This is a genomic window from Aeromonas sp. 19NY04SH05-1, from assembly GCF_040581895.1.
GTDB lineage: Bacteria > Pseudomonadota > Gammaproteobacteria > Enterobacterales > Aeromonadaceae > Aeromonas > Aeromonas enteropelogenes.
In genome coordinates, this window is the sequence record NZ_CP095328.1 from 120,001 (window position 1) to 143,840 (window position 23,840).

General features: G+C 56.0%; 21 protein-coding genes, 1 tRNA gene and 2 rRNA genes (1 of these 24 running past the window's edge). 15 read left to right on the plus strand and 9 right to left on the minus strand.

The features are described 5' to 3' along the window. The 4 genes from MRK42_RS00575 to tcdA all read left to right on the plus strand — a co-directional run. Positions 1-1,135: ribosomal RNA gene (locus tag MRK42_RS00575) — 23S ribosomal RNA — on the plus strand; it begins 1,754 nt to the left of the window's first position. A gap of 108 nt (positions 1,136-1,243) precedes the next feature. Then, positions 1,244-1,358, plus strand: a 5S ribosomal RNA gene (rrf, locus tag MRK42_RS00580). 96 nt (positions 1,359-1,454) lie between these two features. Beyond that, positions 1,455-1,531: transfer RNA gene (locus MRK42_RS00585), tRNA-Asp, on the plus strand. Between the two features lie 167 nt (positions 1,532-1,698). Beyond that, positions 1,699-2,523 carry a tRNA cyclic N6-threonylcarbamoyladenosine(37) synthase TcdA gene (gene tcdA / locus MRK42_RS00590; RefSeq protein ID WP_354688716.1) on the plus strand — a complete coding sequence of 275 codons (825 nt, stop codon included), beginning with the start codon at positions 1,699-1,701 and terminating at the stop codon, positions 2,521-2,523. 27 nt (positions 2,524-2,550) lie between these two features. On the opposite strand, the gene MRK42_RS00595 is transcribed toward tcdA, so the two are convergent. Both MRK42_RS00595 and MRK42_RS00600 read right to left on the minus strand, forming a co-directional pair. Continuing rightward, positions 2,551-2,985: a SufE family protein gene (locus tag MRK42_RS00595; RefSeq protein WP_354688717.1), complete on the minus strand. Its 435-nt coding sequence runs from the start codon at positions 2,983-2,985 to the stop codon at positions 2,551-2,553. A gap of 13 nt (positions 2,986-2,998) precedes the next feature. Beyond that, complete coding sequence (locus MRK42_RS00600) at positions 2,999-4,219, minus strand: cysteine desulfurase (RefSeq protein ID WP_354688718.1); 1,221 nt, start codon at positions 4,217-4,219, stop codon at positions 2,999-3,001. A 181-nt stretch (positions 4,220-4,400) separates the two neighbouring features. Between MRK42_RS00600 and rep the strand changes: the two genes are divergently transcribed. Further along, positions 4,401-6,413, plus strand: a complete 2,013-nt coding sequence (gene rep, locus MRK42_RS00605; protein WP_354688719.1) for a DNA helicase Rep — start codon at positions 4,401-4,403, stop codon at positions 6,411-6,413. 2 nt (positions 6,414-6,415) lie between these two features. On the opposite strand, the gene MRK42_RS00610 is transcribed toward rep, so the two are convergent. The 5 genes from MRK42_RS00610 to MRK42_RS00630 all read right to left on the minus strand — a co-directional run bounded on the left by MRK42_RS00610 (position 6,416) and on the right by MRK42_RS00630 (position 12,464). Then, positions 6,416-8,692, minus strand: coding sequence for an EAL domain-containing protein (locus MRK42_RS00610; protein ID WP_354688720.1), 2,277 nt, complete (start codon positions 8,690-8,692; stop codon positions 6,416-6,418). 84 nt (positions 8,693-8,776) lie between these two features. Then, positions 8,777-9,232 carry a c-type cytochrome gene (locus MRK42_RS00615; protein WP_354688721.1) on the minus strand — a complete coding sequence of 152 codons (456 nt, stop codon included), beginning with the start codon at positions 9,230-9,232 and terminating at the stop codon, positions 8,777-8,779. Between the two features lie 197 nt (positions 9,233-9,429). Beyond that, positions 9,430-10,458, minus strand: coding sequence for an L-threonine 3-dehydrogenase (gene tdh, locus MRK42_RS00620; RefSeq protein ID WP_005340852.1), 1,029 nt, complete (start codon positions 10,456-10,458; stop codon positions 9,430-9,432). 55 nt (positions 10,459-10,513) lie between these two features. After that, positions 10,514-11,704, minus strand: a complete 1,191-nt coding sequence (locus tag MRK42_RS00625) for a glycine C-acetyltransferase (protein ID WP_354688722.1) — start codon at positions 11,702-11,704, stop codon at positions 10,514-10,516. A 115-nt stretch (positions 11,705-11,819) separates the two neighbouring features. Further along, entirely contained in the window at positions 11,820-12,464 is a 645-nt protein-coding gene (locus tag MRK42_RS00630) for a TetR/AcrR family transcriptional regulator (RefSeq protein ID WP_042057022.1), read from the minus strand. 158 nt (positions 12,465-12,622) lie between these two features. On the opposite strand from MRK42_RS00630, the gene rfaD reads away from it, so the two are divergent. From rfaD to MRK42_RS00675, 9 genes are all read left to right on the plus strand, one after another. Beyond that, entirely contained in the window at positions 12,623-13,579 is a 957-nt protein-coding gene (gene rfaD / locus MRK42_RS00635; protein ID WP_354688723.1) for an ADP-glyceromanno-heptose 6-epimerase, read from the plus strand. Positions 13,580-13,686: 107 nt separating this feature from the next. Beyond that, positions 13,687-15,447 carry a polysaccharide deacetylase family protein gene (locus tag MRK42_RS00640; protein ID WP_354688724.1) on the plus strand — a complete coding sequence of 587 codons (1,761 nt, stop codon included), beginning with the start codon at positions 13,687-13,689 and terminating at the stop codon, positions 15,445-15,447. 117 nt (positions 15,448-15,564) lie between these two features. After that, positions 15,565-16,806 (plus strand): O-antigen ligase family protein, encoded by a 1,242-nt coding sequence (locus MRK42_RS00645; protein WP_354688725.1) that lies wholly within the window; start codon positions 15,565-15,567, stop codon positions 16,804-16,806. Further along, positions 16,803-17,534 (plus strand): glycosyltransferase family 25 protein, encoded by a 732-nt coding sequence (locus MRK42_RS00650; protein ID WP_120416325.1) that lies wholly within the window; start codon positions 16,803-16,805, stop codon positions 17,532-17,534. Before MRK42_RS00645 ends, MRK42_RS00650 begins: the two co-directional genes overlap by 4 nt. 1 nt (position 17,535) lies before the next feature. Next, entirely contained in the window at positions 17,536-18,246 is a 711-nt protein-coding gene (locus tag MRK42_RS00655; protein WP_354688726.1) for a glycosyltransferase, read from the plus strand. Positions 18,247-18,491: 245 nt separating this feature from the next. Further along, positions 18,492-19,694, plus strand: coding sequence for a 3-deoxy-D-manno-octulosonic acid transferase (locus MRK42_RS00660; protein ID WP_354689033.1), 1,203 nt, complete (start codon positions 18,492-18,494; stop codon positions 19,692-19,694). A 145-nt stretch (positions 19,695-19,839) separates the two neighbouring features. Beyond that, positions 19,840-20,970, plus strand: a complete 1,131-nt coding sequence (locus tag MRK42_RS00665) for a PotD/PotF family extracellular solute-binding protein (protein WP_354688727.1) — start codon at positions 19,840-19,842, stop codon at positions 20,968-20,970. Between the two features lie 260 nt (positions 20,971-21,230). Then, positions 21,231-21,593, plus strand: a complete 363-nt coding sequence (locus tag MRK42_RS00670) for a cystatin domain-containing protein (protein ID WP_354688728.1) — start codon at positions 21,231-21,233, stop codon at positions 21,591-21,593. Positions 21,594-21,719: 126 nt separating this feature from the next. Then, complete coding sequence (locus MRK42_RS00675) at positions 21,720-22,232, plus strand: cupin domain-containing protein (RefSeq protein ID WP_354688729.1); 513 nt, start codon at positions 21,720-21,722, stop codon at positions 22,230-22,232. Between the two features lie 104 nt (positions 22,233-22,336). On the opposite strand, the gene MRK42_RS00680 is transcribed toward MRK42_RS00675, so the two are convergent. Further along, entirely contained in the window at positions 22,337-22,837 is a 501-nt protein-coding gene (locus MRK42_RS00680; protein ID WP_354688730.1) for a DUF1993 domain-containing protein, read from the minus strand. Positions 22,838-23,104: 267 nt separating this feature from the next. Here MRK42_RS00680 and ydfZ point away from each other — a divergent pair, with 267 nt between their 5' ends. Next, positions 23,105-23,302, plus strand: coding sequence for a putative selenium delivery protein YdfZ (ydfZ, locus tag MRK42_RS00685; protein WP_042072458.1), 198 nt, complete (start codon positions 23,105-23,107; stop codon positions 23,300-23,302). Between the two features lie 149 nt (positions 23,303-23,451). Here ydfZ and MRK42_RS00690 read toward each other — a convergent pair whose 3' ends face one another. Then, on the minus strand, positions 23,452-23,793 hold the full coding sequence (locus MRK42_RS00690) for an SH3 domain-containing protein (protein ID WP_354688731.1): 342 nt from the start codon (positions 23,791-23,793) through the stop codon (positions 23,452-23,454). Between the last annotated feature and the right edge of the window lie 47 nt (positions 23,794-23,840).

Genomic DNA, 23,840 nt, shown 5'->3' on the forward strand with positions numbered 1-23,840 from the left:
GGACTGTTTATCAAAAACACAGCACTCTGCAAACACGAAAGTGGACGTATAGGGTGTGACACCTGCCCGGTGCCGGAAGGTTAATTGATGGGGTTAGCGCAAGCGAAGCTCTTGATCGAAGCCCCGGTAAACGGCGGCCGTAACTATAACGGTCCTAAGGTAGCGAAATTCCTTGTCGGGTAAGTTCCGACCTGCACGAATGGTGTAACCATGGCCATGCTGTCTCCACCCGAGACTCAGTGAAATCGAATTCGCCGTGAAGATGCGGTGTACCCGCGGCTAGACGGAAAGACCCCGTGAACCTTTACTACAGCTTGGCACTGAACATTGAACCTACATGTGTAGGATAGGTGGGAGGCTTTGAAGGCGTGACGCCAGTTGCGCTGGAGCCGTCCTTGAAATACCACCCTTGTATGTTTGATGTTCTAACGCAGGCCCCTGAATCGGGGTCGCGGACAGTGCCTGGTGGGTAGTTTGACTGGGGCGGTCTCCTCCCAAAGAGTAACGGAGGAGCACGAAGGTTGGCTAATCCTGGTCGGACATCAGGAGGTTAGTGCAATGGCATAAGCCAGCTTAACTGCGAGACGGACAGGTCGAGCAGGTACGAAAGTAGGTCATAGTGATCCGGTGGTTCTGAATGGAAGGGCCATCGCTCAACGGATAAAAGGTACTCCGGGGATAACAGGCTGATACCGCCCAAGAGTTCATATCGACGGCGGTGTTTGGCACCTCGATGTCGGCTCATCACATCCTGGGGCTGAAGTCGGTCCCAAGGGTATGGCTGTTCGCCATTTAAAGTGGTACGCGAGCTGGGTTCAGAACGTCGTGAGACAGTTCGGTCCCTATCTGCCGTGGGCGTTGGATGATTGAAGGGAGTTGCTCCTAGTACGAGAGGACCGGAGTGAACGAACCTCTGGTGTTCGGGTTGTCACGCCAGTGGCACTGCCCGGTAGCTAAGTTCGGAATCGATAACCGCTGAAAGCATCTAAGCGGGAAGCGAGCCCTGAGATGAGTCATCCCTGACCCCTTGAGGGTCCTAAAGGGCCGTTGGAGACCACAACGTTGATAGGTGGGGTGTGTAAGCGCGGCGACGTGTTGAGCTAACCCATACTAATTACCCGTGAGGCTTAACCATACAACACCCAAGAAGTGTTTCTGGCCTTGTAGCGAATGAACGAACTACGAATTCAGTGATAGCGACCAAGTCGTTATTCACGTCAGCTTTCCAAGATTGAAGAATTTGCCTGGCGGCCATAGCGCCGTGGAACCACCTGAACCCATGCCGAACTCAGAAGTGAAACGCGGTAGCGCCGATGGTAGTGTGGCATTCGCCATGCGAGAGTAGGACACTGCCAGGCACCCAATTAAACGGTGATGTGAAATCACGTTACTGGCTGCGAGGATGACACCTCATAAAGAAGCAGCAAAAGATTTAGCGAAAGCTAACCGAATGCGGAGCGGTAGTTCAGTCGGTTAGAATACCGGCCTGTCACGCCGGGGGTCGCGGGTTCGAGTCCCGTCCGCTCCGCCACTAACAAGAAGCCCAGTCGACAGACTGGGCTTTTTTTCGTCTCGACGATCTCCTTACCCTATCTCTGTTACCCAGATTTCGCTGTTCCATCCTGTTTCATGCTCATCTGAAAATTCGCCGCCGCCCATGGTTGTCGCTATAATGGCGCCCTCAAGCAAGGTGGTGGTATGAAAGCAGAGTATCTACAGCGATTCGGGGGCATTGCCCGTCTTTATGGTCAGAGCGCGCTTCGCTCCTTCAGCCAGGCGAAAGTCTGCGTGGTCGGGATCGGTGGCGTCGGCTCCTGGGCGGCGGAAGCCTTGGCCCGTGCTGGCATCAATCAGATCACTCTGATCGACATGGACGATATCTGCATCACCAATACCAATCGCCAGATCCATGCGATGCAAGGGACAGTTGGTCGCCTCAAGACAGAGGTGATGGCCGAGCGTATCCGAGCCATCAACCCGGATTGCGAGGTGATCGAGGTGGATGACTTCGTCACAGCAGACAACCTGGCTGAACACATCAAACGGGAGTTTGACTATGTGGTGGATGCCATCGACTCGGTCAAGGCCAAGGTGGCACTGATTGCCTTCTGCAAGCGCAACAAGATCCCGGTGATAGTGGCGGGCGGTGCAGGCGGGCAGATGGACCCGACCCAGATCACCGTGGCCGATCTGGCCAAGACTATTCAAGATCCACTGGCCGCCAAGGTGCGCTCCGATCTGCGTCGACTGCACAACTTCAGCAAGAATCCGGCGCGCAAGTTCGGTGTGGAGTGTGTCTTCTCAACCGAGCAGCTGAGCTACCCGGACGGCCATGGTGGCACCTGTCAGGCCAAGGCGGCCAGCGATGGCAACATGAAGATGGATTGCGCCTCTGGCTTTGGTGCCGTGACGCCGGTGACGGCGACCTTTGGTCTGGTGGCCGCGTCCCGGGTATTGAAGAAGATTGCCGAGCGCGGGGCTCGCGCCGAGAAAGAGATGGTTGGGCCGGTTAGCGAGGCGTAATCGGCCATTGAAGCCAGGAGTGTTCGGCTATACCGCTTGCTCCCGGATTGCCAAGACGATCGCCCTGAGCCCGTTACCTCGTGACGGGCTCAAGTGTTTCTCAAGTCCCAGTTCGCTGAAATACCCTTCCATATCAAAAGCCTGGATCGCCGCAGACGATTGGTGGTTGAGTGCCGCCAGCACGATGACGATAAGGCCCCGAACGATGCGGGCATCGGAATCACAGGCAAAGTGCCAGCAGCCATCCTCGCTTTGTTCTCCCTTCAGCCAAGCCTGGCTTTCACACCCCTTGAGGCGAAACTCCTCCTGCTGCCATTCGCCGGGTAGCGCTGGCAGCTGTTTGCCGAGCTGGATGATGAGCCGGTACTGGTTCTCCCAGCCGTGGGCTGCGGCAAACTGCTGGCGGATGGTGTCGGTGTTGGGCTCAAGGCCAATCCGGGTATAGCTTGCGAGATCACTCATTCGGTTGTCTGCCTTAGAAGAAGTCACTGAGTTTGTGCAGGGCGGCCAGCAGGGCGTCGACATCATCCCGATTGTTGTAGCAGGCCAGCGAGGCGCGCATGGTGCCGCCGATCCCGAGCGATTCCATCAGCGGCATGGCGCAGTGATGGCCGACTCGCAGGGCGATCCCCTGCATATCGAGCAGGGTAGCGGCATCTTGCGGGTGGATGTCGTCGAGCAGGAAAGAGACCGCACCGGCGCGCTGATTGGGTTCGCCGACCAGACGCAGCCCTGGCACCTGTTGCAGACCAGCGATCAGATAGTCTGTCAGGGTTTGCTCATGGCTGGCGAGCCATTGCCGATCTTGCGCCATCACAAAATCGATGGCGGCGGCGAGGCCGATAGCGCCAGCGATATGGGGGGTGCCCGCCTCGAATTTGAAGGGCAGGGTATTGAAGGTGGTGCCGCTGAAACTGACCCGCTCGATCATCTCGCCACCAGCTTGCCAGGGCGGCATCCGCTCCAATAGCTCGGTGCAGCCCCACAACACACCGATGCCGGTCGGGCCATAGAGCTTGTGGCCGGAGAAGGCGTAGAAGTCGCAACCGATGGCTTGCACATCCACCTCGAGATGAGCCACCGCCTGGGCACCGTCGATCAGGGTCAGGGCGCCGACTGCCTTGGCCGCCGCCACTATCTCGGCAACAGGGTTGACGGTACCGAGGGCGTTAGAGACATGGGCCACGCTCACCAGTCGGGTACGTGGTCCCAGCATGGTCAGATAGGCGGCCATGTCGAGATCGCCCCGCTCATCGAGGGGGATGACCCGGATCACGGCGCCGGTGCGCTGGGCGACCAGCTGCCAGGGGACGATATTGGCGTGATGCTCCAGAGCGCTGAGCAGGATCTCATCCCCAGCCTTAAGCTCGTTCATCCCCCAGCTCTGGGCCACCAGATTGATCGCCTCCGTGGTGCCGCGGGTCCAGATCACCTCTTGGCTGCGGGGTGTATTGATAAAGCGGGAGACCGTCTCGCGGGCAGTTTCGAAGGCGCGGGTCGCGCGGCCACTCAGGGCGTGGGCGGCACGGTGCACATTGGCGTTGTCGGCCCGATAGTAGTGAGTGATGGCATCCAGTACCGCGCGCGGCTTCTGGGTGGTGGCTGCGTTGTCCAGATAGACCAGAGGGTGGCCGTTTACCTCCTGCGCCAAGGCCGGAAACTGGCTGCGCAGTTGGTCGTGCTGTTGCTGATTCATGCTCCCCTCATCATCTGGAAAAAGTCATCATCTCGAAAGGTCGGCCATGATCCTGAAAATAGCGCCCGAACACAAGGCGCGATAAGCCAGATGAGCGGTTGACTGCCGTGCAGCAGGTACGGCTCATCGGGTGATTTCTGGTACAATGCCGCCCCTCATCATAAGCCAAGAGATCCGGCCCATGAAGCTCAACCCCAATCAGAACGAAGCGGTCAAGTATGTTTCCGGCCCTTGCCTGGTGCTGGCGGGTGCCGGATCGGGCAAGACCCGCGTCATCACCAACAAGATTGCCTATCTGGTGCAGCAGTGCGGCTACAACGCGCGCAACATAGCAGCGGTCACCTTCACCAACAAGGCGGCGCGGGAGATGAAGGAGCGGGTCGGCCAGACTTTGGGTCGCAAGGAGGCGCGGGGGCTGATGGTCTCCACCTTCCATACCCTGGGTCTCGATATCATTCGTCGTGAGCACAAGAGCCTGAATCTCAAGGCGAACTTCTCCCTGTTCGATGACACCGACCAGCTGGCGCTGCTCAAGGAGCTCACCGAAGACGAGCTCGACAACGACAAGGACAAGCTCTCGGCCCTTATCAGCCAAATCTCCAACTGGAAGAACGACCTTATCCTGCCCGCCCGTGCCATGCGCATCGCCCGCGGGCCGGAAGAGGTGCTGATGGCCCAGCTCTACGAGCGTTATCACCGCCAGATGGTGGCCTATAACGCGCTGGATTTTGACGACCTCATCGTGATGCCCACCCTGCTGCTCAAGAGCAATCAGGAGGTGCGCGAGCGTTGGCAGAACAAGATCCGCTATCTGCTGGTCGATGAGTACCAAGACACCAATACCAGCCAGTACGAGCTGGTGAAGCAGATCGTCGGCGAGCGTGCCCGTTTTACCGTGGTAGGGGATGATGACCAGTCCATCTACTCCTGGCGCGGTGCCAAGCCGCAGAATCTGGTGCTGCTGAGTGAAGATTTCCCCAGCCTCAAGCTGATCAAGCTGGAGCAGAACTACCGCTCCAAGCGGCGGATCCTCAAGTGCGCCAACATCCTGATCGCCAACAACCCGCACGTCTATGACAAGGCGCTCTTCTCCGAGTTGGATGAAGGGGTGAAGCTCAAGGTGCTGTTTGCCAAGAACGAGGAGCATGAAGCGGAGCGGATCGCTGCCGAGATGATGGGTCACAAGTTTATGAACCGCACCCGGTTCAAGGATTACGCCATCCTCTATCGGGGCAACCATCAGTCGCGCATCTTCGAGAAGGCGTTGATGACCAACCGGATTCCTTACCGCATCTCCGGCGGCACCTCGTTCTTCTCCCGCACCGAGATCAAGGACATCATGGCCTACCTCAAGCTGCTGGTGAACCCGGATGAGGACACCGCCTTCCTGCGGGTGGTCAACCTGCCGCGCCGCGAGATTGGCACCACTACCCTCGAAAAACTGGGTCAGTATGCCAATCAGCGCGGCAAGAGTCTGTTTGCCGCCAGCTTCGAGCTGGGACTGGAGCAGCACCTCTCCGGCCGTGGCCTCGTGGCCCTGCAGGCCTTTACCAATTGGCTGGTACGCCTTGGCGATCAGGCGCTGCGCGGCAATCCGGTGGAGGCGGTGCGGGACATGATCAAGGAGATCCACTACGAAGAGTGGCTCTACGAGACCTCCCCCAGCCCGAAAGCGGCCGAGATGCGGATGCAGAACGTCTCCACCCTCTATCGCTGGATCACCGAGATGCTGGAAGGGGATGAGCTGGAGGAGTCGATGACGCTGGCTCAGGTGGTCACTCGCCTCACCTTGCGCGACATGATGGAGCGCAACGAAGGTGAGGATGATGCGGATCAGGTGCAGTTGATGACGCTGCATGCCTCAAAGGGGCTGGAGTTCCCCTATGTCTACATGGTGGGGATGGAGGAGGGCTTGCTGCCCCACCAGACCAGCATAGATGAAGACAACGTGGAGGAGGAGCGGCGTCTCGCCTACGTGGGGATCACCCGGGCTCAGGCCGAACTGACCTTCACCCTCTGCAAGGAGCGGCGCCAGTTTGGCGAGTCGGTACGGCCAGAGCCGAGCCGCTTCCTGCTGGAGCTGCCGCAGGATGACCTTGAATGGGAAAACCAGAAGAAGGTGACTGCCGAGGAGCGTCAGCAGAAGGGGCAGGTCGGTGTTGCCAACCTGCGGGCGCTGTTCAAGAAGGATTAATCCTAAGGATTGGCCGGGGTCAGTAGCGGCACTATATCTGCTCCCGGCATGGGCGGAGAGATATAGCGCCCTTGCCCCATCCGGCAGCCAATATCAATCAGCTTTTGCAACTGCTGCTGGTTCTCGATCCCCTCGACTACCAGGGTGTAATCGAGATCCTGACAGATATCCCGCATGGCGCGGATCAGCGCCAAATCTTTAGGCGATTGCAGCATCCGTTGGGTAAAGCTGTCATCCACCTTGATGTAATCCACCGGGAAGTGGAACAGGGCGTTGAGGGAGGAGAAGCCTGTGCCGAAATCATCGAGGCTGATCTGGATACCCTTGGCCCTCAGGTCATGCAGGGATGCCAGCGCATCGGAATCTTGCCGCGACAGCTCCCGCTCGTTGAATTCAAAAATCAGATAGCCGGGGGCGACACCTTCCTCTTCGATAATTCCCATCAGCCGCATGATGTGGTCATGGTTGACCAGATGCTTGCCAGACAGATTGATGGCGACCTTGAACTTGCCCTGCCCGGAGATTGGCAGCCAGTTCTTCAGCTGCTGACAGGTGTGGCGCAGGATCTGGTAATCCAGCTCCAGTATCAGACCACACTGCTCTGCCAGCGGAATAAAGTCGAACGCATCCTTCAGAATCCCCTCCTCGGTCAGCCAGCGCGCCATCACCTCCAGTCCGGTCAGGCGGCTATCCTGCAGCCGGATCACCGGTTGGAAATAGGGGACGATACGCCCCTCCCGCAGGGCTCTGGCCAGCATCTCTTCCGGCGAATTCCAGTTCTGATTGATGCAATCATCCGAGTAGCTGACGATGCGACTGCGACCATTGCGCTTGGCCTGATACATGGCCAGATCGGCCTGATGGAGCAGCTGGCTGATATCTGAGGTTTGCTCGGATACGCTCGATACCCCAAGGCTGACGGTAATGCTCAGCTCGTTGCCGAGTAGCCGGAACGGGTAGGAGAGACGGCTGATAATGCGGTTGAGCACCGGGCTGATGTCATCGTCGCTCTTGCTGCTGTCCAGATAGATGACAAACTCGTCGCCCCCCAATCTGGCCACCAGATCGTTTTGCCGGATGCAGGTTTGCAGGCGGCGGCTCACCTCCTTGAGCAGCTGATCGCCAGCGCTGTGGCCGAGGGTGTCATTGATCTGCTTGAAATGATCCACATCGATAAAAATTACCGCGAATCCCGGCGACTTGTAGCGGTTGTAGTGGGTCATGGCATGGTTGAGGTGGTTCATCAACAGCGCGCGGTTGGGCAGCTGGGTCAGCGGGTCGTGAAGCGCATCGAATTGCAGCCGCCGTTCCAGCTCCTGATGCTGCTTGAGCTGCTTTTGCAGCCTGAGGTTGGTCTGACGCAGCTGTTGCAGCCGCTGGTTGATGGAGTCTTCGGTATTGATGTCGTTGAGCTGCTGGCGGATCCGTCTCAGCTCCAGCAGCAGGGTGAGCTGGCCACGCAGGAAGTCGAGAAACAGCTTGTCGTCGGTTTCCAGCGGTTGAGCCGTGCTGATGATGAAGTGGGCGAAGTACTGTTGTTGCAGCCGCAGCGGCATGCTGTGCCAGTAGCGTGACTCCCTGCTCACCTCGATATTGCTGGTGCTGTGGCACAAGCCGCTGATGAACTCGTCCCCTTGATGGGGATGGGCGGGGTAGATCTTTTCCAGCTTCTGACTGGTTAGCCTGACCAGCAGCATGTCCTCGATGGTGAGCATCTGGCGCAGTACCGCTTCCAGTTGGGAGAAGAGCGCCTGGGCCGGCAGGGTATTGGCGAGCCGCATGATGCGGCTGATGCTCTCGATTTTCTTTTTCCAGTTCGGGTCTTTGCGAATCAGCGGCGAAGGCAGCTCGGTGAGATGGGATCCCGCCTGGGTTTCGGTCAGCCGTTTGGCCAGACACTCCAGCAGCAGGCGCAGGGTCGGCAGGTCGGCTGGGGTGCCACGCGCCAGCAACCACTGTATCTGGCCATGCTCAATGGGGAAGACGCACCACCCTTCGGCCTCATCCAGCTGGGTGAGCTGATCGGTGATGCGGGACTGCTCCCGGCCCAGCTGTTGCTTGAAGATGTCGCTGACCTTGTAGGCGTAAAGCCAGTTCAGGCCGGTATCGGAGAGGCCCAACATGCCGAAATGTTGCAGCGGGCAGAGTTGGTCAATCTGCTGGATCAGGGAATCGTAATCGTCAGACGTGGCGGTTTGTGGCGCCGGGAAGTCCATAATGGCAGAGACCAACGCCAACAGAGGAGTTGAGTAGTGGGGTTCGATGGATTGGGCCGACATGTGCAACTCCCGATATGTCTACCTTACAAGAGTAGTCGGAAGCCGATAGATTGAAAGGGCCGCAATTGCGGCCCTTTCAAATACTTACAGCTTGTCGATCATGTAGTGGATGGCGTTTTCAATCTCTTCATCACTACAGTTCGCACAGGTACCGCGCGGAGGCATCATGCCGGACTTGCCGGTAAAGCCTTCAATGGCATGTTTCTTCAGTGTGTCTATCCCCTGTGCAACACGGGGTTCCCAGGCTGCCTTGTCACCCCGTTTGGGGGCACCGGCTGCACCGGTGTCGTGACAGGCAAAGCAGGCGCCCTTGTATACCGTTTCGCCATCGCGGGGACCGGAAGAGGCGGCCGCCGTCGGTGCAGCACTCGCGCCGGCAATACCTTCCAGATCCTTGGCGGTATAGACCTGACCGATTGGTTTGATCCGCTCGGCAATGGCTTCCGGTGACATCTCATCGGCAGCAAGCACTGCCCCAGACAAGCTGGCGGCCGTCATCCCGACAGCCAGCAAATAGCTCAGTTTTTTCAACACGCTCATATACTCCCAGCAGTCTTTTATTATCCATGTAAACGACGGGATTATAACCGAATAGTTACAGCCATTTAAACGCTTGTGTGTGAAGTGTTAAACACTCTGCGTACAAAGTTTTGGGCGATATCACGGCAATTTGGGTGGTGGAGATAAAAAGAAACCCGGCATTCGCCGGGTTTCGGGTACCCAAGGGGTGAAATGGGTTATTTGTCCCAGCTCAGGATCACCTTGCCGGAGTGGCCGGAGCGCATCGCATCGAACCCCTGCTGGAATTCGTCGATATGGAATCTGTGGGTGATGATGGGGGAGAGATCCAGCCCGGACTGGATCAGGCTGGCCATTTTGTACCAGGTCTCGAACATCTCGCGGCCATAGATCCCTTTGATAAACAGCCCCTTGAAGATCACCTTGTTCCAGTCGATGGCCATGGTGGAGGGGGGGATGCCGAGCATGGCGATCTTGCCGCCGTGGTTCATCTTGTCGAGCATCTCCTGGAAGGCGCTCGGGACGCCGGACATCTCCAGCCCCACGTCAAACCCTTCGGTCATGCCCAGCTCGCTCATCACGTCAGCCAGCTTCTCCTTGGCCACGTTGACCGCGCGGGTGGCGCCCATCTTGCGGGCTAGCTCCAGCCGGTATTCGTTGACGTCGGTGATCACCACGTGGCGCGCACCCACATGGCGGCAGACGGCGGCGGCCATGATGCCGATGGGGCCTGCCCCGGTGATGAGCACATCTTCACCCACCAGATCGAAGGATAGGGCGGTGTGCACCGCATTGCCGAACGGGTCGAAGATGGCAGCCAGCTCGTCCGGGATGTTGTCCGGCAGCTTGAAGGCGTTGAATGCGGGGATCACCAGATATTCGGCGAAGGCACCCGGGCGATTGACACCAACACCAATGGTGTTGCGGCAGAGGTGAGTGCGGCCAGCGCGGCAGTTGCGGCAGTGACCGCAGGTGATATGCCCTTCACCGGAGACCCGATCGCCGATGGCGAAGCCGCGCACCTCCTGACCGATGGCGACCACTTCCCCGACATATTCGTGGCCGACCACCATGGGTACCGGAATGGTCTTCTGGGACCACTCGTCCCAGTTGTAGATGTGGATATCGGTGCCGCAGATGGCGGTTTTGCGGATCTTGATCAGCAGGTCGTTGTGGCCGAGCTCAGGGGCCGGCACATCCGTCATCCAGATGCCGACCTCTTTGTGCAGTTTGGAGAGTGCTTTCATGGCTGTTCCTTCAATATGAATGCAGAAAAAAGGGGCTGCAGCCCCTTGATTCAAATCAGATAACGCCGAGTTCACGGCCGATGCGGATAAAGGCGTCGATCGCCTTGTCCAGCTGCTCGCGGGTATGGGCGGCAGACATCTGGGTGCGTATGCGCGCCTGACCCTTGGGCACGACCGGGAAGGAGAAGCCCACCACATAGATGCCGGCTGCCAGCATGCGGCTTGCCATTTCGGAGGCCAGTTTGGCATCCCCCAGCATCACCGGAATGATGGCGTGGTCGGCGCCAGCCAGAGTGAAGCCAGCGGCGCTCATCCGCTCGCGGAAGTAACGGCTGTTCTCTTTCAGACGGGCGCGCAGGTCGTGACCTTCCGCCAGCATGTCGATTACCTTGATGGTGGCGGCAACGATGGAGGGGGCCAGCGAGTTGGAGAAGAGGTACGGGCGGGAGCGCTGACGCAGCCAGTCGATCACCTCTTTCTTGCCGGAGGTATAACCGCCGGAGGCGCCACCGAGCGCCTTGCCCAGGGTGCCGGTGATGATGTCGACCCGATCCATCACACCACAGTATTCGTGGGTGCCACGACCGTTTTCGCCGATAAAGCCGACGGCGTGGGAATCATCCACCATCACCAGCGCATCGTATTTGTCCGCCAGATCGCAGATGGATTTGAGGTCGGCGATGACCCCATCCATGGAGAAGACACCGTCGGTGGCGATCAGCTTGAAGCGGGCGTCGTCGGCATCAGCCTGCTTGAGCTGGGCTTCCAGCTCGGCCATGTCGTTGTTGGCGTAGCGATAGCGCTTGGCCTTGCACAGCCGCACGCCGTCGATGATGGAGGCGTGGTTGAGGGCATCGGAGATGATGGCATCTTCGGCGCCGAACAGGGTCTCGAACAGGCCGCCGTTGGCATCGAAACAGGAGGAGTAGAGGATGGTGTCTTCGGTGCCGAGGAAGGCAGACATCTTCTGCTCCAGCGCTTTATGCTGGTCCTGGGTGCCACAGATGAAGCGCACCGAGGCCATGCCGAAGCCGTGGCTGTCGAGTCCCTGATGGGCGGCAGCGATCAGATCCGGGTGGTTGGCCAGCCCAAGATAGTTGTTGGCACAGAAGTTCAGTACCTGCTCACCGCCGACGGCGATGCTGGCCTGCTGGGCGGAGGTGATGATGCGCTCCTGCTTGTACAACCCTTCAGCTTGCACCTGGTTCAGTTGCTCGGTCAGGTGACGATAGAATCCGTTAGACATCCTCGATCCTTAGTGGCTATTTCAGCTGCGTATCAACAGAGGGCGACATTTTACTGCAATCTGTTGCGGTAAATTCAAATGATTGTGCTGATATTCAACAAATGTGAAACAGATCTCACCCGACTGGTTGGGCCAGCTGGCGGTAGTGCTGCTCCAGCTGCTGGATCTGTCCGGCTACCTGGGGTTGCACATAGGGGCGCAGCAGGAACAGCACCTTCAACACGCCTTGATAGAGCAGCGGTTTGGTGATGCGGGTGTTGGGGGCCTGGGCAATCTGGAACGGGATCCAGCAGGTCACCACCATCTTGATGGTCTGGCCCAGATCCGGCAGGTCTTCATCGCTGACATCGATAATGCCCCCTTCGCGCAGGCTTCTGAGCAGCGCGACCACGGAGGAGCGCATCTGCTCCTGGGCCTTGAGGTACTTCTGTTGCAGCGGTTCGTCACGGCTCAGGATGTCCGGCAGATTGGCGTAGAAGAAGCGGAACTGCCACATCAGATAGAAGATGGCATCGAGATAGCCCATCAGATCCTGCAGGGTGATTTCACGGTTGCGGGTCGGGACGAAGCTCTCGCTCAGGTGACGGGCATACTGGTCGAAGATGGAGTGGATGATGTCTTCTTTATTGCGGAAGTGGTAGTAGAGGTTGCCCGGGCTGATGCCCATGTGCGCCGCAATATGGTTGGTGGTGATGTTGCGTTCACCCTGATCGTTGAACAGCTCGGTCGCGCTGTGAATGATCCTGTCTCTGGTTTTCATCACTCATTCCTCCAACAGGTTCCGATCGGGGTAGTTTTGAACAAGGTCGAATCCCCGGACGGCCCGTGATAAACTTTTCGGCAATTTCAAATTGGCTCACTATACACAGCTTTAACAAGCAGTCACATGTAGCCATCAACGTACGAGAGGCAAACTCCATGATCGTAGTAACTGGCGGTGCTGGCTTTATCGGCAGCAATCTGGTCAAGCAGCTGAACGCTCAAGGACGGACCGATATCGTGGTCATTGATGACCTGACCGACGGCACCAAGTTCGTCAACCTGGTCGATCTGACCATCGCTGACTACATGGACAAAGACGAGTTTCAGGCTCGGATCGTCTCCGGTGACGAGTTTGAAGAGTGGGACAACGGCATCGAGGTGATCTTCCACGAAGGCGCCTGCTCTGCCACCACCGAGTGGAACGGCAAGTTCATCATGGAGGTCAACTACGAGTACTCCAAGGATCTGTTCCACTACTGCATCGAGCGGGAAATACCCTTCATCTATGCTTCCTCCGCCGCTACCTACGGTGGCCGCAACGACAACTTCATCGAAGATCCCAGGTTCGAGCAGCCGCTTAACGTCTATGGCTACTCCAAGCAGCTGTTCGATCAGTACGTGCGCCGCCTGATGCCGGAAATCAATTCCCAGGTGGTGGGCCTCAAGTACTTCAACGTCTATGGCCCGCGCGAGCAGCACAAGGGTTCAATGGCTTCCGTTGCCTTCCACCTCAACACCCAGGTGAAGAAGGGCGAAAATCCCAAGCTGTTTGAAGGTTGCGATGGTTTCCCGAACGGCGGCCAGATGCGCGACTTCATTTATGTGGATGACGTCTGCAAAGTGAACTTGTGGTTCTGGCAGAACCCGCAGCACTCCGGCATTTTCAACTGCGGTACCGGTCGCGCCGAGCCGTTCCAGAACGTGGCAGAGGCGGTGATCAAGTATCACCAACAGGGGTCTGTCGAATACATCCCCTTCCCGGATCACCTGAAAGGCCGCTATCAGAGTTTCACTCAGGCCGATATGACCAAGCTGCGCAGCGTGGGTTATGACGCCGAGTTCATGACAGTGGCCGAAGGGGTGGCCGATTACATGGCCTGGCTCAATAGATAACGCGTAATAGCAATATATTGATACTGTTAGTGAAACCGGAAGCGGACTCTACTCCGCTTCCGGTTTTTCTGGGCTGACTTTCCCTTTCTGCAACGAGTAACCACGCAATGAATATCTTGATGGCACTCTCCCAGCTCGAAGTAACGGGCGCAGAGGTCTATGCCACCACGGTCGGTAACGAACTCACCCGGCGTGGTCACAATGTCTTCTATGTGTCAGATACTCTGACCAAGCCCACGTTGGGCCCGGTATTCAAGCTGCGGTTCAACAAGCGCAGCATTCTGCGCCGTTTCTGGCACGTTTTTTACCTCATCTATCTCATCAAGAAGCATCACATCCAGCTGGTTCATGCCCACTCTCGCGCCTCCGGCTGGAGCAGCTATGTGGCTTGCAAGCTGACCGGTACACCCATGATCACCACTGTGCATGGCCGCCAGCCGGTGCATGCTTCCCGCAAGGCCTTCCATGCCCTCGGCTATCGGGCTGTGGCGGTGTGCGAAGATATCGCCAGCCAGATTATCGACAATCTGGGAGTCGAACCGGCCATCGTTCAGGTACTGCGCAACGGCATCGAGACCGACAAATTTCAGCCCGTCGCCGCGCCCGCCAATGACAAGCCGGTGATCGCCATCATTGGTCGCCTGAGTGGTCCCAAGGGGGAGCTCTGTTATCGCCTGCTGGACGAGGTGCTGGATCTGGACGCCTGCCAGGTGCGGGTAGTGAGTGGCAGCCAGGTGCCCGAGCGCTTCGCGCGTTTTCGTGACCGGGTCGACTTCGTCGGTTACGTTGACGATGTCCCCGCTCTGATGGCGCAGTGCGATCTGGTGATCGGTGCCGGCAGGGTGGCGATGGAGGCCCTGCTGTGTGGTCGCCCGGCGTTTGCCATCGGCGAGGCCAAGGCCATCGGCCTGGTGACGGAAGAGAATCTGGCCGAGGCGCTCGCCAGCAACTTCGGCGATATAGGCCCCAAGGATCTGGCTATCGATTTTGCTGCCCTTAAGGGAGAAATCGAGACCGCCTTGGCCAGCAAGACGGTGCCGGAAGCCATTCGCCAACGCATTCAGGATGAGTATGGCTTGCAGGGGGTAGTATCCGGCCTCGAAACCATCTATCAGGATGCCGTAGTCGAAACCCTGCGCCGCGAGATGCCCGTCATCATGTACCACCGCTTTATCGAACAGGATAGCGAGAAAGGGGTGCACGGTACCTGGATGCCGATCACCATGTTCGAGAAGCATCTGCGCCTGATGAAGTGGCTCGGCTACGAGACCCTGACTTTCCGCGATTTGGCGGACAAAGGCTTTATCCACCGTCTGCAATACGGCAAGAAGTACCTGATGATCACTGCCGATGACGGCTATCAGGACAATCTGACCCGCATGCTGCCGCTGCTGGAAAAATATGGTTATAAAGCCGTGGTGTACGTGGTTACCGGTGAAGGCTATAACCGTTGGGATGTCGAGCATCCGACCAATCCGGATACCAAGGTCTCATTGATGAGTGGTGAGCAGGTCAAGGCGCTGGCCGCCAGCGGTCATGTGGAAATTGGTGGTCATACTCTGACTCACCCCCGCTTGAGCAAGCTCACACCCGAACAACAAGCCCATGAAATTCAGGAGAATAAACGCCAACTGGAGGCCCTGCTTGGCCATCCGCTGCTCTCGTTTGCCTACCCTTACGGAGATATGAACGAGAGTGCCAAGGAGCAGGCTATCGCCGCCGGGTATCGTTTTGCTGTCGCTACCAATAGTGGCCCCAAAGCAATGCACCAGGACCCTTTCCAGATCCGCCGGATTGCTATCTTCCCCCGTACTGATGTATTCGGGCTGTGGCGAAAAATTCGCGGAAATTATGTGTTCAGGAAGTGAACTGATAGCTTCCTGCCATACTCAAGGTAATTAATAGGTATGACAGACTCTATAAAGCGATACTTGGAGAGTGACCGTTGCTCATCATTAATGTTTCTCTCCATTATATGCTACGTGATGTTCAAAGATTCATTTCAGGTTGTTGGCGATTTCTTTCAAACCGTTATGATTATTGGTGGTTTGGTAGCAATAGCAGTGTATCGGGATTTCTTTTCCAGAAATGTAGTATTTTGGTTGCTAGTAATTGGAGGAGTAATTCAGTTCGCAAGCTGGTTTATGTCAACTAGAACTATACCTGAACTCGCACAGCCTACTCCTAATCTCAAACCGTTTTCTTATTTAATGGTGTTTCTTGTCGTGGCTTTCTGGCTAAAGGGGTCACTTAAGAGATCGATCGTGACACTACTTGCATTTTCTGTTGGTAGTGTTTTTACGTTGTTTTATTACTCTGATTTTTTTGAACAATTTATAATTGGAATGCACGGTAGTCGAGTAGACTTTGGCTATAGAAATGCGCAGCATGGTTCCTTGATAATAGGCGCAGCTTTCATTTGTACACTTTGGTTTATATATACTATTGCGCCACGGAAAATAAATAACAAAGGTATTGTTGTTTCAATATCATGTTTGTTTTTGGTTCTTTTAGGGGCATTGTTGATGATGTTACAGTCAAGACAATCTTGGCTGGCAGTGTTCATATCTATATTTTTGATACCATTGTTATATGCTTATTTTAGAGACAGGGTTTCACTCAGAAAGATTATCATGCTCTATGGTATCTTATTCGTCATCGGAATTCTCATATACCATGTTGATTTTGTTCATAATCGTATTTATGCTGGCTTTTCACATCCAGGTGATTTACATAACATGTTATCAGGGAACTGGCGGGAGGTGAAAGATATAAGTATTGGTGTCAGGCTACAGACATGGCTGGAGGCGATTAATTGGTTTTACTCTCATCCTATTTTTGGTACTGGTGATGGCAGCCGCGCTTTAGTTATTACTCAGTCAACTGTTTTGCCTGACTATATTAAGGCGGAATTTAGACATCTGCATAATTCAAATTTTGAAACTGCAGTTTCTTATGGTGCAATGGGGCTCGTATTCACCTATGTACTGATGTTTTATCCTGTATACAAGGCTGTGAGGAGTAATGCTCCTACCTTAATAAAAGGTATTGCCATTAGTTTCTTGATCTATTGGCTAATAATTAATAATTTTGAATCGTTCTTATATATGCGTTCAGGTCAATGGGTTTTCAACACCTTTATGGGAACAGTGTATTCATTTGCATTATATAGAGACTTTCTTGAATATCAATCTCGCCGAAATAAATTGGACGAATATAATATATGAAAATTTTTATTGTCAGCTTAAAAAATGCTGAGTCTCGCCGTGAACGAGTTAAGCGAGTTTTGGCAGAACTTGATGTTGAGTTTGAATTTTTTGATGCAATAAATGGTTTTGCTGGACTGCCCGAAAGATTACAAGGGTGTCCGGATGATATGCACCGAAAATTATTAAGAAGTCGTCCACTGACTCCCGGTGAGAAAGGCTGCTATGCAAGTCATTATTTACTATGGGAGAAATGCATAGAGCTAAATGAGCCGATAATTATCCTTGAGGATGATTTTCTACCGACAAGATATTTCTGTGATATATTCGAAGCCCTACCTAAACTACATGAAAAATATGAGTATTTGAAGCTGGAGCCGCAGATCGGTGACGCGACGGCACTGGAATATGAGCATGGAATACAAACAATGCTCTGGCATAACAATGTTAGGTGGACGACGGGATATAGTATTAATCCTGAAGGAGCCAGAAAGCTGGTTGGTTGCAGTAGCAGATGGCTATGTTCAGTAGATAACTTTATTGGTGAGTCATATCGACACAAAGTCCAGTCAGTCGGTGTGCTGCCATATGCAATATATAGCCCTGGTGATATGGAGAGTGGAATTCAAAACAAGGTGGCCTTGGCTAAGGTGCCGCTACTTTTTAAGGCATCTCGAGAAACATATAGGTTTTATCGCTTTGTAAGAATGTATTTTTGGAATAAAAAATATAAAAATCAGAAGGGATAACATGAAAGCTACAAAAAATAATACAGGAATAGGTTGTGATAAAATACATGCAATATGGTTGGGGGACCGCTTGCCACCACTTGCACATGTATGTATTGATGATTGGAGTAAGCAGGGGTATGAATATAAAATATGGTTAGATTGCGACCCTAAAATAAAAGATTGGATAGCTGGGTGTGAATTTTCAAAGCGATGCTATGAAAAGGGGCTCTATGCTTTTGTGACTGATTATCTTCGCTTGAAAATTCTTGCTGAAGAGGGCGGTCTATATATGGATACGGATGTTACAATAAATAAAAACCCGTTTGGTATTTTCCATGAATATAATTTTGGGGTTGGTTATGAAGAGGGTGATAGAATTGGTACGGCAGTAATTTACGCCAAGCAGGATTCTTCTACATTAGCACGGTTGATCCATTTCTACGAGAATGAAATCATGAAGTCAGAGCTCTATATGGGGCCTGATATTATGACCCATATTCTTAAAAGTGAGTCGATTGTAGAAAATGTTGGGGTTTTTGATAAACATTATTTTTATGATTATAGTGGCGAAAAAATAAATTACACTCCACACCCAGATAGATATGTAACACACTGGTTTCAACATAGTTGGAAACGCTCAAACGGATTAGTATTTCTGAAATCAAAACATAAGGGTATGTTGGGGTTTCTATATGAATATCAAAAAGAGCTATTTCGCTTCAGGAGTTAAGGAATGATACGCTTTTTACATTCATTCTTAACGCTTGATATCGATGATAAAATGTGAGTTGCAGTTGGGAAACGTTGGTGAATAACTGTTAAAGTTCCAGTCAAATTTTTCTGGTTGGTATGAATTTGATGGTTGTGTTTAGTGAGCGCTACAGCAAGATGATGTTTGGGGCCGTTATTTTGTCTGGGCTGATGTTATCTTGGTTGTTCTTTAGCCACCAACTCCTCACCGGCGACCAGACCCAGATGCTCTACAAGGGTTACCTTGGGGCTTATGAGGGGGTCTGGCTCAGCTATGGCAATGCGGCGAGTGCGGTGGGCAATGTGCCGGGGAGCTTGTCGGCCTGGCTGATTGGCGGGCCGCTGCTGCTGTGGGATTCTCCCTATGCCCCCATGGTGTTGCTGCTGGCGATGCGGTTGGTCGGATTCCTGCTGTTTGATGCAGTGATCCGTCAGGTGTTTGATGACAGGGTGCGTCTGCTGTTTCTGGTGCTCTGCTGGCTTAACCCCTGGTTCCAGTACGAGAGTCTGCTCTACAACCCCTCCTATCTGTTCCTCTTCTCGGCCATGCACTGCTGGTCGGCCTGGCATATGCGCGAGCGGGCCTCCTTCTGGCACATGATCGTTCACCTGCTGGCCATCGGCATGGCGATGCAGCTGCACTACTCCTGGCCGCTGCTGGCGGTGATGTCCACCTATCTGTTCTGGCGCCGCATTCTCAAGGTGAGCTGGAGCGGGGTGGTGGTGGCTACCCTGCTGATCGGTGCCTCCCTGATCCCTTACGCCATGGAAGTGATGAGCAACAGCCATATTACCCAGAACGTCGATCCCGAGGCGCGCCAGCGCTATATCGGCTGGGGGCTGGTGCATGTCTATCCGGTGTTGAAATCAGTGCTCTACTGGCTGCGCTATGGCTCCTGGCTGTTTGCCAGTAAGCTGGTCAACGACACCCAGTTTATCTGGCTGGCGGGGCACGAATACCTGCAGATGGCAGCGATCTGGGTGTGGCGCATCGTGATTTACGGCGTGGGTTCTGCAACTGTGTTGCTGGCGGCCAAGGCCAACTGGCAGCTGTGGCGCGAACTCAAGCCGCATCTGTTGCGCAGCGACCGAGCGCCACTGGATGGCGAGAGCTGGCTCGGGCTCTATGCGCTGGCGGCGGTGCTGGCGGTGCTGGTGAGTGCGGCCCTGTCGCCCATCATCTTCAACTACTGGCACCTGATGCTGATCTTCCCCTATGCATTGTTCCCGATCCTGCTGCTGCTGGTGCGCTGGAGCCGCCGTTATCCCCAGTGGGTGGGCAAGGGACTGTTGGCTGCGACCCTGTTTTGCACTGTCGTCAACCTGATTGCCGCCACCGACAGCACCAAGTTCTCCTATCAGGCGGACTACCAGCAGCAGGTCGAAACCTATCTGCAAGAGGAAGGCCTCGCCCCTCGTCAGCCTTGATAACCCATCAGCCCCGCACACTTGCGGGGCTGATGCTATTTGGGGACGTGCTGGCTGGGCCGGTTATCTCTTCACATACATCAAAGGTGCGATCGCGCCGCGCTCCTATACTCCATCAAGATGCTCATCTCAGGAGTAAACGGCCATGCGTCTACTGTTTCTCTGCTGCTTGATCGTAGGGACTCCGCTGCTGGCGGCGCCGATCCAGCTCAAGTTGCTGGAGTGGGGCTATCTGCCTGCCGGGTATGAGCAGCAGTTTGCCGACTATGCCAGGGCCAACGGGATGGAGGTGACGGTCAGCCGGGTCGAACCGCTGCTGACCGACTTTGACAGCGTTTACCGGGCCTTGCGGACCCGCTCTGCCGACGTGGTGATACCGACCAGCTATTTCTACAAGGCGCATCATCACCCCCTGTTCAAGTTACTGCTGCCCATCGATTTCAGCCGTCTGAGCCACTATCCGGAGCTGAAACCGACCCTCAGGAATACCGAATATGACAAGCAGGGGGAACGCAATTACTCGGTCCCGTTCACATACGCCATGTTCAGCCTGGCCTACGACAGCAAACAGATTGCCCAGGCGCCGACCAGCTGGCAGGTGTTGGCTGATGACCTGCCCCAGGGGCAATTTGCCGTGTTTTGCGATCAGTTCGAGCCCCTGTTGTTCTCCGTGCTGCTCTCCCTTGGCAAATCGCCGGCCCTGTTTGCCAGTGGTGAGATGCTGGCCGATCAACCACTGCAGCAGGAGGTGGAGCGGCTCCTGACCCGGCGTCTGAAGTCCAGTCGCGGCTTCTGGTTCAATCAGACCAATAGCTGCGAGGCTCTGCGTCAGCAGCGGCTGGCCACCACCTGGGGACTGGAGCTGGTGGAGTGCAACCGGCAAAACGGCCAGCAATGGCGGATCGCCATGGTGCAGGAGGGGGCTATCTATGCGCTGGATGCGCTCTCCATCGCCCGCCATGTGAAGGATGACCCGGACAAGCTCAAGGCTGCCTACCTGCTGATCGACTTTCTGCTGAGTGCCCCGTTGCAAAGCCGGATGCTGGTGGGCACCCCCACCATATCGGGCAGCAACCTGGCTGCCCGACCCCCGCTTACTCCCGAGGAGCAGGCTGTGCTGCCCGAACGTGCCATGCCTGAATTTGATGAACGGCTGCTGGTGCCCGCGCTGCCCGCTCATATCAAAAACCGTTACAAGCGGATGGTGCAGCAGGCGCTGGTTGCCAGCGGCAAGGCGGAACTGGCCAAGCAGTGTCCCTGGGATGTGGAGAACTGACGTCTGCCCCGTGATTGACCGCTATCGTGGGAGCACCAAAACAACACTGCGGCAATTCTGGCTTTCTCTTGAACCGAGTGGCCTGGCCTCTCCGTCATCCCGAGGCTTGGCATGGTTCACGCCTCTTTCTTTTCCCGGCCTTCTCCCGGCGTTTATACCGGATCGATCTGTGCTCTCTTGCCGGTCTGACCGTGACCGCTGCGACAATATTGTGCGCGCACTCTTGATAGAGTGGTCATTTTGAGACTGGAGAACACCAGATGAAGCGAGTGCTATTTCCCATCCTGATGGCGGGCATGCTGGGGGCCTGCAGCAGCGCGCCGCAGCAACCGCAGTGTGCCGCGCTGGCCGGTGGCTGGCAGGTTCAGGCTCTGCCGAATACCCAGGCCGACGCCGCACTGGCCAGCGTGCTGGCTCGCATGAACACGGCCGCCAAGCTCGATGGCATCCGCGAGGTGCGCAGCCAGGTGGTGTCCGGGGTCAACTACGATATCGAATTCCAGCTCGACAACGGCGAAGTGTGGAACACCCGCGTCTATCGGGATCTGCAGGGCAACTACCAGATGACCCGGGTTGCCCAGCAGGGCGAACTGCCCCCGCTGCCATGCATCAAGGGGAAGTAACAACGACTCCCATCGAGCCCCTCGCCTGAGGGGCTCCTCTGGCCAGCCGGCTTCCGCTTTTCCTGTGCCGTGCGGCAAAGGTAGGATGAGCATTCATCTTTCGCGCCCGTGCCACAGGAGCCCGCCATGAGCCGCCACCCCTGCATCAAACACTGGAGCGAACTGCAAGAAGCGGAGCCGGGTTGCTACGCCGGCAGCCAGGAGCGACTGTCCCAGGGTAGCCCCCTCGGCAGGCACTACGGCTTTGCCCGCATCGGCATTCACCACGAACTGCTGGCCCCGGGTCATCGCACCAGCTGGCCTCACGCCGAAGAGACCGAGGATGAATTTGTTCACGTGCTGGAAGGCACCCCGGATGTCTGGCTCGATGGCGAGCTCCATCGGCTGCAGCCTGGCGACTCGGTCGGCTTCAAGGCGGGCGATGGCCTGGCCCACACCTTTATCAACAACACCGACAAGCCAGTGCGGCTGCTCTGTGTCGGCGACAGGGAGCGGGATGACAATCGCATCCACTATGCCCTACACCCCGAGCGCAATCGCCAGATCGGCGAGCGCCACTGGGACGATGTACCTGCCCGCGAGCTGGGGGATCACGATGGCCTGCCCGACCAGCTGCGCGAGAGCCAGGGGCCGTTTTAACGCCTGACTGCCCCTCTGAAACGCAACAGCCTGCCGGATGGCAGGCTGTTGGTTATCTGGTGGCTTGTTCCCGCGACGGTAATCCGATGTGATGCCGGCAATCCTTACTGCAGCTTGATCCCGCCCAGATAGTCGCGCTTGCCGAGATCGACCCCCGCCTGGCGCAGCAGGGCATAGGTCATGGTGAGGTGGAAGTAGAAGTTGGGAATGCCGTACTCATGAACGCAGGTATGGCCGTCCATCCCCTTGCCACCGGCCCAGTAGGGGAAGTAGTGGCCGCTTTCGTAATCGCTGTAGTCGGCGTCCAGCCTGCTTTGCAAAAAGGCGATGGTGTTGCCGATATGGGCGCGCAGATCCGCCATGGTTTTGGGTTCGTCCCCCATGGCCGGTGTCTCGCTGTGGCTGGCGGTGGCCACCACGGCGCGGGCCGAATCGCAGCAGATCAGCACCTGTTTGGCGAGCGGCAGCATGTCGACGATAAGGCGCTCGTTGAAGAAGTTCTCCACATTGAACTGTTTCGCCTCGGCATGGGATTGCGCCTTGGCCAGGCAGTGGTCGAGGTTGGTCAGCATCTTGATAAACTGGGCTGTGATATCGCGGTTCATGGTGCATTCCCTGTAGGTTGAAAGCGGCTTGGTGCGAGCGAGGTTCACTATAACGGATCCGCCTTTCGCTTCGAGCCCATGGCGGCAGAAAGCGCAGCATGCGCGCGTGTAGCGCGACAGGCTCTGCCTGCGCTCCCGAGTTTCCTCGCCGTGATGAGTCCCTCTTTGCCCCTTTTTTGATCTGCGACATACATCCCGTTTTTTCAGGGGCGTAGTCTGGCTCCGTTGTCCTGGGCACAGGCCTGGACACAGGAAAAGGAGAAAGTAATGAAGATCTATGATCGCAACAGAAACGTGCTCAACATCGGCCAGCGCGTAATGATTGCCGCCACCGGCGCCGTCGATACCCTGAAGGAGGCCCACACCGACAATATGACCCCCTATGAGGCAGAGCACGAGAAGTGCGTGCTGCTGGCAAACTCCGGGGAGCGTTACGCGCCCATCGAGTTGATTAGACTAGGCTGATAACCCGCTTTATCTGTCACCCTACTCTTTACAATTCACCCGGCCGCAGCACCTCGTCTGATGGCCGGGTTTCTGACTCCCCTACTGGCTTTACCACCAACGTTTATTACGTGGATGTGAGTCTGCGCCCCGGCCTTATCCATGGCCTCTTATGATGCCAATACGATGCAACTGGCCGGTATCCAGCCGGATTCGCCCCTTTCCCCTTGCACCCAGAGCCAGCCGGCCAGCTCACGTACTATCGTGACCAGCTCCCCCACCGCCACATCCAGCTCGCGGGCGGTGTAATCCTGCAGCGCGAGTGCCTCTTCCTCGCCGATGGGGGTGAGCAGCGACCGCGGGGCCCACCCCTCGTTGCCATCGGCCGTGATGGTACGTACCCAGCCTGGAAATTCGTCGTCTTCATGGCCGATACGCACCCGCTCTCCGGCCTGAAAGCCGATGGGATTGGGGTAACTGGTTTGGTGAGCAGTGGTAATCAATGCCTGCATGGTCTCTCTCCAGATGAGTCATCCTCTCGCCACTATCGCAGCAACCG